14 protein-coding genes are annotated in these 14,563 nt (G+C 69.9%); 11 read left to right on the top strand and 3 right to left on the bottom strand.

Features of this window, described 5'->3' with window-relative positions; all coding sequences use genetic code 11:
- Positions 1-101 precede the first annotated feature (101 nt).
- The 4 genes from J0695_RS32295 to J0695_RS32280 all read left to right on the top strand — a co-directional run bounded on the left by J0695_RS32295 (position 102) and on the right by J0695_RS32280 (position 4,617).
- Positions 102-1,235 carry a hypothetical protein gene (locus J0695_RS32295; protein WP_242553475.1) on the top strand — a complete coding sequence of 378 codons (1,134 nt, stop codon included), beginning with the start codon at positions 102-104 and terminating at the stop codon, positions 1,233-1,235.
- Positions 1,236-1,325: 90 nt separating this feature from the next.
- Positions 1,326-2,177 (top strand): patatin-like phospholipase family protein, encoded by an 852-nt coding sequence (locus J0695_RS32290; RefSeq protein ID WP_206968143.1) that lies wholly within the window; start codon positions 1,326-1,328, stop codon positions 2,175-2,177.
- Between the two features lie 134 nt (positions 2,178-2,311).
- Positions 2,312-3,124, top strand: coding sequence for a HEAT repeat domain-containing protein (locus tag J0695_RS32285; protein ID WP_206968141.1), 813 nt, complete (start codon positions 2,312-2,314; stop codon positions 3,122-3,124).
- 224 nt (positions 3,125-3,348) lie between these two features.
- On the top strand, positions 3,349-4,617 hold the full coding sequence (locus J0695_RS32280) for an MFS transporter (protein WP_372445852.1): 1,269 nt from the start codon (positions 3,349-3,351) through the stop codon (positions 4,615-4,617).
- On the opposite strand, the gene J0695_RS32275 is transcribed toward J0695_RS32280, so the two are convergent.
- Positions 4,601-5,113 (bottom strand): YceI family protein, encoded by a 513-nt coding sequence (locus J0695_RS32275; RefSeq protein ID WP_206968140.1) that lies wholly within the window; start codon positions 5,111-5,113, stop codon positions 4,601-4,603. The genes J0695_RS32280 and J0695_RS32275 overlap by 17 nt on opposite strands.
- A gap of 138 nt (positions 5,114-5,251) precedes the next feature.
- On the opposite strand from J0695_RS32275, the gene J0695_RS32270 reads away from it, so the two are divergent.
- From J0695_RS32270 to J0695_RS32260, 3 genes are read left to right on the top strand one after another with little or no spacing between them, the layout of a single operon-like run.
- A complete protein-coding gene (locus J0695_RS32270; RefSeq protein ID WP_206968138.1) occupies positions 5,252-6,460 on the top strand; it encodes a sensor histidine kinase in 1,209 nt (402 codons plus the stop codon).
- Positions 6,457-7,107: a response regulator gene (locus J0695_RS32265; protein ID WP_206968135.1), complete on the top strand. Its 651-nt coding sequence runs from the start codon at positions 6,457-6,459 to the stop codon at positions 7,105-7,107. The genes J0695_RS32270 and J0695_RS32265 overlap by 4 nt, the downstream gene beginning before the upstream one ends.
- Positions 7,108-7,149: 42 nt before the next feature.
- Complete coding sequence (locus J0695_RS32260; RefSeq protein WP_206968133.1) at positions 7,150-7,788, top strand: LysE family translocator; 639 nt, start codon at positions 7,150-7,152, stop codon at positions 7,786-7,788.
- A 10-nt stretch (positions 7,789-7,798) separates the two neighbouring features.
- Here the strand turns inward: J0695_RS32260 and J0695_RS32255 are convergent, their stop codons facing one another.
- Positions 7,799-8,419 (bottom strand): MBL fold metallo-hydrolase, encoded by a 621-nt coding sequence (locus J0695_RS32255; protein ID WP_206968131.1) that lies wholly within the window; start codon positions 8,417-8,419, stop codon positions 7,799-7,801.
- 134 nt (positions 8,420-8,553) lie between these two features.
- Between J0695_RS32255 and J0695_RS32250 the strand changes: the two genes are divergently transcribed.
- The 4 genes from J0695_RS32250 (at position 8,554) to J0695_RS32235 (ending at position 12,732) form a co-directional block, all read left to right on the top strand.
- Positions 8,554-9,345 (top strand): HAD family acid phosphatase, encoded by a 792-nt coding sequence (locus tag J0695_RS32250; protein ID WP_206968129.1) that lies wholly within the window; start codon positions 8,554-8,556, stop codon positions 9,343-9,345.
- Between the two features lie 74 nt (positions 9,346-9,419).
- Positions 9,420-9,947: an HAD domain-containing protein gene (locus J0695_RS32245; protein ID WP_206968127.1), complete on the top strand. Its 528-nt coding sequence runs from the start codon at positions 9,420-9,422 to the stop codon at positions 9,945-9,947.
- 80 nt (positions 9,948-10,027) lie between these two features.
- Positions 10,028-11,353 (top strand): S28 family serine protease, encoded by a 1,326-nt coding sequence (locus J0695_RS32240; RefSeq protein ID WP_206968125.1) that lies wholly within the window; start codon positions 10,028-10,030, stop codon positions 11,351-11,353.
- 224 nt (positions 11,354-11,577) lie between these two features.
- Complete coding sequence (locus J0695_RS32235; protein ID WP_206968123.1) at positions 11,578-12,732, top strand: right-handed parallel beta-helix repeat-containing protein; 1,155 nt, start codon at positions 11,578-11,580, stop codon at positions 12,730-12,732.
- A gap of 60 nt (positions 12,733-12,792) precedes the next feature.
- Here the strand turns inward: J0695_RS32235 and J0695_RS32230 are convergent, their stop codons facing one another.
- Positions 12,793-14,475, bottom strand: coding sequence for a rhamnogalacturonan lyase B N-terminal domain-containing protein (locus J0695_RS32230; RefSeq protein WP_206968121.1), 1,683 nt, complete (start codon positions 14,473-14,475; stop codon positions 12,793-12,795).
- Between the last annotated feature and the right edge of the window lie 88 nt (positions 14,476-14,563).

Genomic DNA, 14,563 nt, shown 5'->3' with positions numbered 1-14,563 from the left:
AAATCCCCCCAGCCGAAAGCTCCCCCCATGAAGACGATCCCCCCAATGCACCAGCACCAGCACCAGAGACCGATCTCTAAAACTTTTTGGGAGAAACGAAGATGGCTACCCGCAGAGGCTTCATAGGCAGCGCGACCGGCGTCGGCACGGCGGCACTGCTCGGCTACTCGGCGACCCCGAGTGCCGCGGACGCCGGGACGGTGGGCGAGACGGCCGCTGTGGCGGTGACCCAGGAACAGGCGAGGCAGTCGATGTTCGCCGTGAACGCCGGGATGCGCTCCAACTACGCCACTCTGAAAGCAGAGTTGATCAAGCATCTCGCCCCGGTCGTCGTCGTGCAGAACGACGCCAAGGGAGGCCGGTTCACCCTCGTGACCAAAGACGGTCAGGTGTCCGCCAACCCCGTGTCGCAGACGTTCGAGCTGGCGAAGTCCATCGCCCACACCCCGCTCGGCATCTTCTCGGTGATCGCCTCCTACCTGGCGGACAAGATCCCGAACCTGCCGAACGCCGACCGCATGGACGCCCACGACCTGGTCCTCGTGGCCTTCAACGACGACATGTCCACCGCGTGGATCGAACCGCTGCAGGCCTACGCCGCCACGCTCACCACGGCGCGCCGGAACCTCGCATCGGCCGGCCTGCCGGCCGCACTGACCACGTCCTGCGGCAACATCCTCGACGGGGGCCTGGCGTTCATCAACGCCTCGATCGCGGCGAAGCACTTCGACATGGCGTCCTTCGAGGCCTTCTCCGGCAGCGTCTACCCCGACATCCGCACCAACATGGAGCACGCCTCGCAGGCCCAGATCGCGGGAGTGCGGGACATCATGAAGACCTGGCGCGCCAAGGTCGGCGAGGAGGCGTGGGCCGATCTGTACTGCGTGGTGCTGTCGCAGTGGACCACCAGCGTCCTCAACCAGAACACCATCATCATCAAGGACTGCATGAACGCGGCGAAGGTCGCCACCCACCTGATCGACCTGCCCGGCCTGGAGACACCGGCGGACCCGCTCTTCACCGCGCTCGACAACCTCGCGCGCATCGTGCAGGACAACATCGCCGCGGAGATGGTGTTCCCGAAGGACACCACGGTCGCCGACGCACTGAAGGGCCAGCAGGACCTGCTCTCCGACGAGATCCTCAACCAGATCGGCAGCACCACGGTGACGACACCGGCCGCACCCACCTACAACACGGTCGCCACCCCGGGAGTGTGCCCGGTCAGGAAGTAGCCGCGCGGGGCGGGAATTTTCCGTCCACGCAGGGATCTTGCAGGGATGTCGGGTTGTGGAGCCGACGCCCGACAAGTCCCGGGAGCAGAGATGAAGCACGAGAGCGCGCTGGTCATCGGCGGCGGCGGAGTGGCCGGGATCGCCTGGGCAACAGGCGTGCTGGCCGGTCTCGCCGCCGCCGGGACCGATGTCACCGACGCGGACTTCCTGCTCGGCACCTCGGCCGGGTCGGCGGTGGCCGCACAGATCACCAGCGGCGTGGAGCTGTCGGTGCTGTTCCGGGCACAGGTGGACCCCGCGTTCCAGAAGGCGGAGCTGAAGCCGAGGGAAGGCGCGCTGGCCGAAGTCTTCGCCTTCGGCGAGCAGGTGGACGCCGACGTCAGCGACCCGGTGGAGCGCCTGCGCCGGATGGGCGCGATGGCGCTGGCCGCAGACACCGTGGCCGAGTCCGAGCGGCGGGCCGTCGTCGAGGCGCGGCTGCCGTCCCACGACTGGCCGCAGCGGGACCTGCACGTGGTCGCGATCGACGCCACCACCGGCGGGACCCGGGTCTTCGACCGCGCCTCCGGAGTGGGCCTGGTGGACGCCGTGACCGCGAGCTGCGCCATCCCCGGCGTCTGGCCCGCCGTGACGATCGGCGGCGCACGCTACATCGACGGCGGCATCCGCTCCTTCACCAACCTCGACCTCGCGGCAGGGCACGCCCGTACCGTCGTCATCGCCCCGATGCCCGATCCGGTGCTCGACGCCGACGCGGCCTCGATCGCCGCGGCCGGCGGCCTCATCGAGGTCATCACCCCCGACGAGGCTGCCCTCGCGGCCTTCGGTGCCGACCCGCTGTCCCCCGACAGCAGGACCCCCGCGGGTCAGGCGGGCTTCGCCCAGGGGGCGGCGGCCTCTCAGCAGGTCGCCGCGCTCTGGATCACGGGTCCGGCCAGCTGAACTCCCCGTCGGTCTTGAGCGTCAGCCGGACGGATCCATGGCCGGATCGCAGACCGTTCGGCGCCCACTTTCCGGCCGCTGTACCGCCACCGCACCATGACCCCGTCAGGGGCGGTCGCCTAACATCCCTGGTCATGGCCATGTTCGTGCACTTGACCTCGGCGGCGAACGCGCCGCGCATCCGGCGTTCCGGGATCCGGGCGGTCAGCCACGGGCAGGGCGGCGCGCGCGGGGTCTACTGCTTTCCTGTGCTGCCGTCGTACACCCTCACCCACCAATGGCTGCGCGAACTCGCCCGCTTCGGCAGCCGCGGCGGGCTGCTGGCCGTTCATGTGCGGCTGGACGACACCCAGCCCGTACTGGTCGGCCGCTATGGGGACCGGGCACGGGACGGCCAGGCCACCGTTCCCGCGGCGGAGGCGGTGCGGCGGATCGCGGCACTCGATGATCCGCGCGGGTGGGAGGTGTTCGTGCCACGGGCGGTCCGGCCGCGCGAGGTGCACCGGGTCCGCAACGCGCCGCAGGTGGCGGGCTGGCGGTATCTGCCGAACGCGCACGGGGTGCGCCCCTGCACCTGTTACGGGTGTGCGGTGCGCGGCGGTTACGGCGCGCGGCGCCTCCGTGAGCGGCTGCCGCATCCGCTGGACGGTCCGCCGCCGCCCGCACGCGTGCTGCTCGCCCGGATCGCGGCGGCCGGCGACCCCGGGGACCCGGCCGTGCTGCAGGAGGCGCTGCACTGGTTCGCCCAGCGCAGGCGCGGCCCGCTCGCCCAGTTGGGCCACCTCGCCTCGCACCCCGACCCCGGGGTGCGCGAGCAGCTGGTGTGGACGATCGCCCGCTGGTCCACCCCCGGGGTCGCCGAGCTGCTCGACGCCCTCGCCGACGACCCGGACCCGGACGTACGGGAGGCGGTCGAAGCGGTCCGCGAAACGGACGAGCCTGATTAACCGCTTTCGCCCCGCGGGGCAGCCGGATAGCCTCCGGGCAGCCAACGAGTCCTGAGGAGTGGAGATGCCCGGTCGCCCGAGCACGCGCTGACGCCGTAGGTCGTGACCGACCTGTCATCGCGTGCTGTCTCCGACCAGCGGCACAGCGAGTCTTCCTCCGCCCGGAATATCGGGTTTCGTCCTCAGTGACTCAAGGAATCCCTGTGCCGTCTCGCACTTCTGCCATACGTGTGTCCCGTCGTGTGTCCTCGCGCGCCCTGTGGCGCGACCACGACTTCCGCAAGCTCTGGGCGGGGCAGACCGCCTCGCAGTTCGGTGCGCAGAGCAGCCAGGTGATCCTGCCGCTCCTCGCCGTCGTGGCGCTCCATGCCGGCGCCGGCCAACTCGGCGCCCTGCGCGCCGTACAGCAGGTGCCGATCCTGCTCTTCTCGCTCTTCGTCGGCGTGTGGGTGGACCGGCGGCGCTCGCGCACGGTGATGGTGCTGGCGGACTTCGGACGGGCCGCGGCGCTGGCCGTGATTCCCGTCGCGTATCTCCTCGGCGTGCTGAGCCTGCCGGTGCTGCTCGCCGTCGGGTTCGTCGTGGGTGTTCTCTCGGTCTGCTTCGACGTGGGCTACCAGGCCTCTCTCGTACGGCTGGTGGACCGCGACCGGCTGGCTCAGGGCAACAGCGCGCTCGAAGGCAGCAGATCCGCCGCGCAGGTCGGCGGCCCCGCGCTCGGCGGCGCGATGGTCTCCCTGCTCTCGGCGCCGGTCTCCGTCGTGGTGAGCGGGCTCTTCTTCGTGCTGTCCGCCCTGTCGATCCGGCGCATCCGCCGCGGCGAGGCGGCACCTCGGGGCGTCGAGCCGTCCGCCCGCATGGGGCGACAGATCAGGGAGGGCCTCCAACTCGTCTTCAAGGATCCCTCGTTGAGGGCCGTAGGCATCGCGAGCGGCATCTTCCAGTTCTCCTTCGCCGCCCTGATGACCGTCTATCTGGTCTTCCTGCCCCGCACCCTGCATCTGTCGGGGGCCGCCGTCGGTCTCGTCCTCGCCGCCATGGGGCCCGGAGCGCTGCTGGGTTCGCTGCTGGCCGCGAGACTGCCGGGACGCTTCGGTTACGGCACGGTGATGGTGGCCTCGGCGGCCCTCGCCGACGGCGTGATGCTGTGCGTACCCGCGGTGCACGGCTCATCCGCCGTCACCGTCGCCCTGCTCATGGCGGTGAACTTCGTGTTCGGCGTCTTCGGGCAGCTGGTCGACGTCACCGTCATGACCGTCCGGCAGGCCGTCACGCCCGTCCGGATCCAGGGCCGGGTGGTGGCCACCATCAATTTCGTCGGCATGGGACTGACCCCGCTCGGATCCCTGCTCGGCGGCTGGCTGGCGGGGCAGTGGGGGCTGCGTACGGGACTGCTCGTCACCGCCGCCGCCCTGGCGTTGTCCCCGCTGTTCATGGCCTCCTCCCCGCTCGCACGCCTGGGGAAGAGCCTTCCGCTCACCGTACGCAACTGACCGTCAGCTCCACCTCCAGATACCGCCCGGCCATCCCCCGGGACGCGGTCACCCCGAACTCCGTGCGGTCGATCCGGGTCGTGGCGCGCGCGGTGAAGCCCTCCGGGGTCATGGCGTACTCCTCGATCGCCAGGGTCACCGGCCGGGAGACGCCGCAGACCGTGAGCGTGCCGGTGAGCGCCGCCTCCGTGATGCCGTCGGTCGCGTACGTCAGCACGGGGTGCCGGGCGGTGTCCAGGAAGCGGGCCGACCGTACGGCGCCGTCCCGCGCCCCGCTGCCCGTCGTGAAGCTCGCCGCGTCGATCTCCACGCGGACCGCGGAGGCGCCGAGCGGCTCCGCGATGTCGACCGTCCCCGACCGGACGGCGAACGTGCCGCGGACCGGGGCGAGTCCGAAGAGGTGCCGCGTCCTGAAGACGACGGCCGAGGCGCCGGTGTCGATGCGGTAGCGGCCCAGCGGGGGAGCCGTCGTCGTGTGGTCCCGATTGTTTTCCATGCGCCCTATTGCACGCCGACCGCGATGCCCGGCGGCAGAGCTGCCCGTCGGTACCCGACCCGACCTTCGTAGGGTTGTGCCACCGAGGAAAGTCTGCCGCCAACTCCGGCCCACCGCAGATGACTTACCGTGAGCCGTATGACAGTCAGGCCGTGGCTCCGCGCCCACTGGGTCGCCGTGGACGTGACGATCGCCGTCCTCTTCGCTCTCCTCGATACGGCGACGACGCTCATCGGCGCAAGCTGGTGGCCCGAGCGCCCGGGCCCGCTCGCCTGGACCCTCCTCGGCGTGCAGGCACTCGCCTGCCTAAGCCTCGCCTTCCGCCGCCGCGCACCGCTCACGGTCGTCGCCGTACTGGGCCTGTTCACGCTCGCCGTGACCCTGCTGATCTCACCCGCGGCCGCGCTGACCCCGGAGCACCCCGGGAACATCTGGGCGCCCCTGGCCACCGCCCTCGCCGCGTACGGACCGATCTTCTACGGCAAGGACCGCCGCACCGCCTGTCTCGCGCTGGCCCTCTTCACCGTCATCGCCGCCAGGGCCTGGCAGCCGTCCCTCACCTCCATCGGGATCGGTGTTTCCCGTACCGCCGTCGGTCCTCTCCTCGCGCTCTACTCCGACGCCCGCCGACGGCTGGTCTGCGCCCTCACCGAACGCGCCGAACGGGCGGAGCGCGAGCGGCACTTGCTCGCCGAGCGGGCCCGCACCGAGGAGCGCGCCCGCCTCGCCGGCGAGATGCACGACGTCGTCACCCACCGGGTGAGCCTGATGGTCCTGCAGGCCGGCGCCCTGCGGATGACCGCGCCCGACGAGACGACCCGGCAGGCCGCGGAGGAATTGCGGGCGGCGGGCTGCCAGGCGCTGGAGGAGCTGCGGGACCTGGTCGGCATCCTGCGCACCGCACCCGAGGGCGACGCGACACCCTCGGTGGCAGGGCTCGCCGCACTCGCCGCGGAGTCGGCGGCGGTGGGGACACCGGTCGAACTCGTCGAGGAGGGCGACCGTGCGTTCGCGTCCCCGGTGGTGGGCCGCATCGCGTACCGGACGGTGCGCGAAGCCCTCACCAATGTACGCAAGCACGCGCCGGGCTCCCGGGTCATGGTCCGCGTCGCGTACGACGAGAACCGTCTGCGGCTCACCGTCCGTAACACCCCGCCGACCGGCCGCGCCAACTCCGGCCTGGTGTCCACCGGTTCGGGCCTGGGCATCGCCGGCCTGCGCCGCCGTATCGGAATCGTCGACGGCACGCTGAGCGCCGGGCCGACCCCGGACGGCGGGTTCTCCGTCGAGGCCACGCTGCCCGCCTACATCCCCACGGCGATGGCAGAAGCGGCGGTGCGGTCGTGATCCGGGTGGTCGTGGTCGATGACGAGCCGATGGTGTGCGGATTCCTGCGCACGATCCTCGGCTCCGCAGGCGACATCGAGGTGGTCGACGAGGCGCACGACGGCGCCGCAGGTGTCGAAGCGGTCGTACGCAACCAGCCCGACGTCGTCCTGATGGACCTGCGGATGCCCGGCACGGACGGCATCGCCGCGATCGGCCGCATCGGCGAACTCCCCTCCCCGCCACCGGTCGTCGTGCTGACGACCTTCGACGCCGACCAGTACGTCCTGCGCGCCCTGCGGGCAGGGGCGTCCGGATTCCTGGTCAAATCCACGCCGCCCGAGGACCTCATCGGCCTGGTGCGCGTGGCGGCCGAGGGCCACACCGTGCTCTCCCCGGCCGCGGCCCGCCGCCTCATCGCGGCCTCCACCGACAGCCTCCCGGCCCGCGACCGCGCCCGCAGACTCGTCAGGTCCCTGACCGAGCGGGAGGCCGACGTGCTGGCCTGCCTGGGCGAAGGGCTGTCCAACGCACGGATCGCCGGGCGGCTCCACCTCTCCGAGGCCACCATCAAGGGATACGTCTCGCAGCTCCTCGACAAGCTGGAGTGCGCGAACCGCACACAGGCCGGACTGGTCGCCCACGACGCCGGGATCACCCGCCCGTAAAAGGGCTGGGAGCGCGGACGGCGACCGTGTTTTCATGGGCCCATGGTGTCCACAGACCGGCTGCTGGCATTTGCGGCGATGTCTTTCCTGCTCATTGTGATACCCGGCCCCAGCGTGCTGTTCGTGATCGGCCGGGCGCTGTCGCAGGGGCGCCGCGCCGCGCTGACCACCGTCGTCGGGAACACGCTCGGGGCGTACGTACTCGTGGTGGCGGTCGCGCTCGGCGTCGGCACCGTCGTGGAGCGCTCGATCGTCGTCTTCACCGCGCTCAAGCTGGTGGGCGCCGCGTACCTGGTGTACCTGGGTGTGAAGGCGGTACGCCAACGCCGGTCGCTGCAGGAGGCGTTCACCGGTGACGGAGCCGCGCGCGGCACTCTCCGCACCCTGTGGGAGGGGTTCGCGGTCGGTGTGGCGAACCCCAAGACCATCGTGTTCTTCGCCGCCGTACTGCCGCAGTTCGTCGACCGGGGCCAGGGGCACGTCGCCGCGCAGATGCTGCTGCTCGGGCTGGTCTTCAACATCATCGCGGTGGTGTCCGACAGCGTCTGGGGGCTGGTCGCGGCAACCACCAGGAGCTGGTTCGCACGCTCCCCGCGGCGGCTCGCCACGGTCGGCGGAGTCGGCGGCCTCACGATGATCGGTCTCGGCGTCGCGGTCGCCGCGACGGGCCGCACGGAGTAGGGGAGCGGAGTCAGAGGTCGACCGACGCGCCCACGGGGATGCGGGCGTAGTCGGTCACGCCCTCCTCCGCGCCCAGCCAGCCGTCGAAGTTCTCCCGGCCCACCTCGCTGTGGTGCGCGTCATGGATGGGGAAGGCATGTGCGGGGCCGATCGCCCGGACGAACTCGATGGCCTCGCCGTGCTTCAGCCACGGTCCCGACGACGGGACCAGGAGGGTGTCGACCTTCTCGGCGGGGACGAAGAGCGAGTCTCCCGGGTGGTAGACGCCCTCCACGACGAAGCCGATGTTGGGGCAGCCGGGCAGCCCGTCGATGATCTCCGCATGCGCGCCGCCGACGGCACGCACGGTGAATCCGGCGGCGGTGAACGTATCGCCCACCGCGACACCGATCACGCCGTCGCCGAGCTCCGCGGCCAGGGCGGGATGGGTGTGGACGGTCAGCGCCGGGTCGGCGGCCCGGGCCGCCTCGAGCCGGTCGACGTCGATGTGGTCGTCGTGCTCGTGGGTGATGAGCACGGCCGTCGCGCCGGACAGGGCTTCCGCTCCGGACAGGTTGCCGGGGTCGATCACGAGCACCCGGCCGCCCTCTTCGAGGCGCACACAGGCATGGCCGTATTTCGTCAGACGCATGTGATCAACCTACCGGGCTGTGAGTCGTACAACGGATGAGTAAAAGTCCTTGTGCGGCTGATGTGATGCGCGTAGATATCCAGTCACCTGCGATCCCTCCCCGGTCGGAAGACCAGAACCGGAGTCACACCTCCATGCGTAGATCCCTCAGAGTGGCGGGCCTCGCCACCGCTTGCGCCGTCGCCGGCACGGTCCTGTACGGCGCGGCCTCGGCCGGCGCCGGAAGCGCCCAGGACGAGCACACCGCCGAGCCCCACAACATCGGCTCGCTCGTCACGGAGATCTCCCAGTACTACGGCGCGACGAAGGACGGCGCCGGCGTGTGGCAGGCCTCGTCCGACAGTGCGTACGCCAAGGACCTGGCACGCGTCGAGGCGAAGGCCAAGCGCACGATCGCCGACGCGGCCAGGCATGGCGGCAAGGGCAAGAAGCCGGCCGTCGTCTTCGACATCGACGACACCCTGCTGCTCAGCCTCGACTACGAGATCAAGACCAACTACACGTACAACAGCGCCACCTGGGCCTCGTACGTGGCCCAGGCGGACCGCCCGGCCGTGTTCGGCACGCCGGAACTGGTCGACTACGCCGCCAAGAAAGGCGTGACGGTCTTCTACAACTCCGGCCTCAAGGAGTCGCAGCGCGCGGACGCGGTCGCGAACCTGAAGAAGGTCGGCATCGACGTCAACCTCGACGCCGACCACATCTTCCTGAAGGACGCGGCCAACCCGCCGGCGTACCTGAGCGACTGCGCGACGGTCACGGCCTGGACCTGCACCACCGTGCAGTACAAGTCGGGGACCCGTAAGCACATCGAGTCCGAGGGCTACAACATCGTCGCCAACTTCGGCGACCAGTTCTCCGATCTGCAGGGCGGCTACGCGGACAAGACGTTCAAGCTCCCGAACCCGACGTACTTCGTGCAGTAGGAATCCGGAGCACCGTGGTTCCGTCCCCCGCCCGCACGGCCTCCGGCCTGCGGGCGGGGGGCTATCGTGCGGCGGTGACCGATATCGCGCAGCGTCCGCTCCTGTTCCTCGATGTCGACGGGCCGCTCATTCCGTTCGGGGCGACGGAGCGGCAACTCCCCGACGGTTATCCGACGTACGAGCAGGTGGCGGGCCGCAGCACCCCGGGCGCCGGCACGAATCCGCTGCTGTCCAGGGTCGATCCCGGGCTGGGAGCCCGGCTGGCGGCGCTGCCGTGCGAACTGGTGTGGGCCACCACCTGGATGTCCGACGCGAACGCGTGCATCGCCCCGTGGCTCGGCCTGCCCGAACTGCCCGTGGTGAACTGGCCCGACCCCTCGGACGACGAAGGGCGCGGCGGGCTCCACTGGAAGACCCGCCCCCTCGTCGACTGGGCCCGCGGGCGGCCCTTCGTCTGGGTCGACGACGAAATCACCGGTGCCGACCGCGCCTGGGTCGTCGCGCACCATCCCGCACGCGCCCTGCTCCACCGGGCCGACCCCGTCTTCGGGCTCACCGGGGCGGACTTCGAGCTCATCGGGGCGTGGCTTCTCGCGGGGTGATCCGAAGTGATCACAGGGAAACGGAAAGCGCATACTATGCGGCGCATCGACTCCGTCGCTCCTGGTTGAGGGGACATCGCATGCGTAACAAGGCCATACCCGCACTCATTTGTGCGGCACTGATATCGGGGACAGCGGCTTTCACCGGTGCCGCCCCCGCCTCCGCAGCAAGCGCGTACTCCGCCAGCGGTGACATCAGTGAGCAGCTGGCTCGCATCCCCGGGCTGACCGTCGTCTCCGTCGCCGACAAGGGCGGATACCCGTACTACACCCTGACGTTGACCCAGCCCGTCGATCACAGACACCCCGGCAAGGGCGGCACCTTCCAGCAGCGGTTCACGCTCTGGCACAAGGACGCGGCCAAGCCGATGGTCCTCTACACCGGCGGCTACACCCTCGCCACCTCCACCCGTGAGATCACCACCCTGCTCGACTCCAACCAGGTCAGCGTCGAGCACCGCTTCTTCGCCGAGTCCCGGCCCGCCGAGGTCGACTGGAAGGACCTCACCGTCTGGCAGGAGGCCAGTGACGAGCACGCCATCGTCACCGCGCTGAAGAGCATCTACACCGGCAAGTGGCTCGGTACGGGCGCCAGCAAGGGCGGGATGACGCAGGTCTACCACGAGCGCTACTACCCCCACGACCTCGATGCCGTCGTCGCCTATGTCGCGCCCGATGACGCGAACAACAAGGACGACAGCGGCTACGAGAAGTTCTTCAGGACGGTCGGCACCCAGGAGTGCCGCGACGCGCTCAACGCCGTGCAGCGCGAGATGCTCGTACGCCGCCCGGCCATGCTCCAGCGCTTCGAGGCCACCTCCGCGGAGCAGAGCCTGACTTTCCAGTACCTCGGATCCGCCGACCGCGCCTTCGAGTTCTCCGTGCTCGACCAGGTGTGGAACTTCTGGCAGAGCGGCTCCGCCGCCAACTGCTCGACGATCCCCGACGCGAAGACGGCCACCGACGACGAGCTCTACACCTGGTCGCTCGGCCACGGCCTGTCCATCTACTCCGACCAGGGCAACGGCGCCGAGGGCACGGGACCGTACTACCGCCAGGCCGCCGCCCAACTCGGCTGGGCCGACCTGAAGTTCAAGCACCTCAAGGACCTGCGCCACTACCCGGACATCTACCAGCCCAACTCGGTCCTGCCCGCCGACATGCGCACCTCGTACAACGGGCAGGCCATCTCCTCCACCGACCGCTGGGTTTCCACCAGCGGCCGGCAGATGATGTTCATCTACGGCCAGAACGACCCCTGGAGCGCCGAGCGCTTCAAGCCGAGCAAGCACGACTCCGCGCTGTACGAGGCCCCGGGCTCCAACCATGGCGCCCTGATCTCGAAGCTGACGCCCGAGGACAGGGCGGCCGCCGAGGCGACGGTCAAGCGGTGGGCGGGCCAGTAGCCGGCCGGTAACCGGCCGGTAACCGGTCGGTGGCCGGCCGCGTCAGCCGGGGGAGGTGACGGGCTCCACCCGCACCCCTCCGGCGGCGCTGCCGAGCAGCTTCAGCGAGACCTCGCTCAGGCCCGCACCACGGGCGGCGGTTCTCACAGGAAGCGGAAGGCAACCTTTCGCATCGGGGCGGCAACTTCTGCTCGTAAGAGCTCCCGAGGAAAGGAACGGCTGCTGTGAGCAGCACGACCGGACGCCACCGCAGGACCCGCACGATCACCGTCGCCGCCGCTGTCGCCGTCGCGGCAGGCGCGGGCGGCGCCTATCTGGGTCTTGCCCCGGGTGGCGCCGACGCCGCCTCCTCCACCGTGGTCGTCTCGACGACCGCCGCCCTGCAGAGCGCTGTCAGCGGGGCCACCGCCGGCACGACCATCCAGCTGCGCGCCGGCACGTATCACCCGACCGCCACTCTCAAGTCGACCGCCAGCGGCACCTCCGCCGCCCGGATCACGCTCGAGGCCTACGGCAGCGCGAAGGTGAAGATCGACGGCTCGCAGCTGGCGTCGGGATCCTGGCTCGCCGGGATCTACGGAAGCTACTGGACCGTCCAGAACCTCACCTTCCAGAACTCGCCCGCCCAGGGTTTCGTCGCCACCTCCTCCACCGGCGGCATCTTCAAGAACGTCGTGACCGCGAACAACGGTGACTCCGGCTTCACCCTGCGCGGCGACGGTACGACGAACAACCTGATCCAGAACCTGGACAGTTACGGCAACTACGACGCGGCGACCCACGGCCAGAACGCCGACGGTCTCGCGATCAAGTTCGGTTCGGGTACGGGAAACAAGGTGACCGGCGCCCGCCTCTACAACAACTCCGACGACGGCATGGACCTGTGGCAGTGGGCAAGCCCCGTCACCATCGACCACAACTGGTCCTTCGGCAACGGCAAGAACCGCTGGTCGGACACCGCCTTCGAGGGCAACGGCAACGGCTTCAAGCTGGGCGGCGGAGGCGCCGTCGCCGCGCATGTCGTCAACAACAACGCCGCCTGGGACAACACGCTCCATGGCTTCACCGAGAACAGCAACCCGGGCGCGATCGTCCTCAACCGCAACACCGCCTACGCCAACACCGACGACGGCTTCTACTTCGCCACGTCCAAGGCGCGCCTGGCCCGTAACCTCGCCGTCTCCAACGGGACCGGCAAGGCCGATCTCGGCTCCTCGACGGTCTCCGCCGCGAACAACTGGGACGCCGGGACCGCCACCCCGTCGTTCGTCTCCACCGACGCCACTACGGCGTACGGCACCCGGGGCAGCAGCGGCTCGCTCCCTGCGACCACTTTCCTCACCACGGGTTCCACGACCATCGGGTCGACCATGAACTGACCGACGTGCAAAAGGAGTTGGCCCACGCCTAACCCGGCGGGGGCCAACTCCTTCCACCGGTCAGACCAGCAACTCCACCGTGTCGAAGGCGGTCCCCGCGCTCAGGAAGCCCGAACCCGTCGACCCGCTCACCACGTTGATCTTCAGTACGTTGTAGGCGCTGGTGTCCGTCTTCCACGCCGTCGCGGGCACGGTGTAGACGAAGGTGTGGTTGTTCCCCCGGTACGAACCCGTCGTCAGCGACCGCGTCGCCGGCTGCGTCGGCGGCGAAGGTATCGAGGACACCCAGTCGTTGACCGTGATCTGCGGACGGCCGTTGATGTACGCCGTCGTCACCCCGATCCGTACCGCGTGCGCGGCCGCCGCCTGGGCTGCGGTCATCTTGAAGTAGACCAGGACGCCGTCGTTGACGTCCTTCCAGAGGTAGCAGGGGAAAGCGGCCGCCTCGTCTCCGCTGCCGATGACGACGTTGCCCGTCCAGGCGGCAGCCCGGGTGTCGGACGGATGCGCGTACGTCATCAGCTCGGCGTTCTTGAACTCGCCCGGCGTGCCGTCCCAGTTCCCGATCCGCCAGATGGTGCTCGCACTGCTCGGGTCCGCCGAGATCGTGAGGGTGTGCAGCGCGGTCGTGCCGCCCGCCGTCACCGTCACCGTGTCCGTGTGGACGCCGAGTTCACCCTTGTGGACGGTCATGGTGTACGTCCCCGGGAGCATCCCGGGGCAGGAGAAGGAACCCGTCGATGCGGATGCCGGGGCCCAGTACTGCGCATCCGCGTTGGCGAAGCCCACGGTGTACGCGTACGACGTGTCGCGCCCGGAGATCCCGACGCCGGCCACCTTCCCGCGCCCGGCCGCGCCGACCCAGCCCGAGATGCCCAGGCCGTCCACCCATGAGGTGTCGATGTTCTTGGCGAACAGCGAGGCGGCCGGCGCCCCGCCGTCCGTGAAGCCCAGGACGTAGGGGCCCTGCAGACCGAACCGCTCGGCCTCGGTCTGGCTCTGGTTGTAGTGCAGGATCTCGTACAGCCCCGCGCCGCCGTCGTTGGAGTGGCGAAGCAGTGAGCGGTAGAAGGGACCCCCGGACGCCTTCTCGTGGTTGGAGCGGACCATCCACAGACCGACCGAGCCGGTGGTGAAGCCGATGTAGTCGTAGTCCATCACCCGCACGCCGGAGTAGTGCTTGGAGTGTGTCTCGCCGCCCGAGCGGACCCAGACGTCGCCCGCCTCGATGATCGTGTCCGAGGCCTCGATCCATGAGTCCGGGCCGGTGTTGGGGAACATTCCCGCCTTGATACGGGCGATGTAGCGGGTGGCGGTGAAGGACGCGTCCGCCTTGTTCGTGAAGAGATAGACGTTGTTCTCGCCGCTGCGCGCCGCGTAGTAGTGCTTCAGCGTGCCGTGCACGACGGTGACCAGGATGGTCGTCCCTGACTGAGAGATGGTGACGGTCGAGGCGCCGAGGCCGGACTCGATGTGCGAGTGCTTGCCCCCGTAGCCCTCGTACTCCGTCGACTTGTAGACCAGTGACGTCAGATCACCGGTCGATTTGCTGACTTTGAACACGAGGCTCGCACCGGTGTTGATCACGTAGTTCGTGCCGTCGTCGGTGTAGCCGAAGGTGGCGGCGGAGGCCGAGGCGAGCAGGCCGGTTCCGGTGACCACTGCCGCGCCGGTCGCGGCCACGCCCGCGGCGGTGGCGCCGATGATCCGGCGGCGGCTGATGTGCCTTTTGTGCGTACTCATGGGGGAACGCTCCACATCGAGGGGGGACGGGCGAGGGCGTGGCGCGGCCGGAGGGAGCACGGCCGCGCCACGCCCGCTGGGGGGAGAG

The organism is Streptomyces beijiangensis, assembly GCF_017315755.1.
Lineage (GTDB): Bacteria > Actinomycetota > Actinomycetes > Streptomycetales > Streptomycetaceae > Streptomyces > Streptomyces beijiangensis.
Note: the sequence above shows the minus strand (reverse complement) of the source record. Positions and strands in the feature narration are given on the sequence as shown.

Excerpts from the sequence above, each read along its gene's own strand:
- J0695_RS32295 (WP_242553475.1), top strand. The coding sequence starts at position 102 with ATGGCTACCCGCAGAGGCTTCATAGGCAGCGCGACCGGCGTCGGCACG.
- J0695_RS32290 (WP_206968143.1), top strand. The coding sequence starts at position 1,326 with ATGAAGCACGAGAGCGCGCTGGTCATCGGCGGCGGCGGAGTGGCCGGG.
- J0695_RS32285 (WP_206968141.1), top strand. The coding sequence starts at position 2,312 with ATGGCCATGTTCGTGCACTTGACCTCGGCGGCGAACGCGCCGCGCATC.
- J0695_RS32275 (WP_206968140.1), bottom strand. The coding sequence starts at position 5,113 with ATGGAAAACAATCGGGACCACACGACGACGGCTCCCCCGCTGGGCCGC.
- J0695_RS32270 (WP_206968138.1), top strand. The coding sequence starts at position 5,252 with ATGACAGTCAGGCCGTGGCTCCGCGCCCACTGGGTCGCCGTGGACGTG.
- J0695_RS32260 (WP_206968133.1), top strand. The coding sequence starts at position 7,150 with ATGGTGTCCACAGACCGGCTGCTGGCATTTGCGGCGATGTCTTTCCTG.
- J0695_RS32255 (WP_206968131.1), bottom strand. The coding sequence starts at position 8,419 with ATGCGTCTGACGAAATACGGCCATGCCTGTGTGCGCCTCGAAGAGGGC.
- J0695_RS32250 (WP_206968129.1), top strand. The coding sequence starts at position 8,554 with ATGCGTAGATCCCTCAGAGTGGCGGGCCTCGCCACCGCTTGCGCCGTC.
- J0695_RS32240 (WP_206968125.1), top strand. The coding sequence starts at position 10,028 with ATGCGTAACAAGGCCATACCCGCACTCATTTGTGCGGCACTGATATCG.
- J0695_RS32230 (WP_206968121.1), bottom strand. The coding sequence starts at position 14,475 with ATGAGTACGCACAAAAGGCACATCAGCCGCCGCCGGATCATCGGCGCC.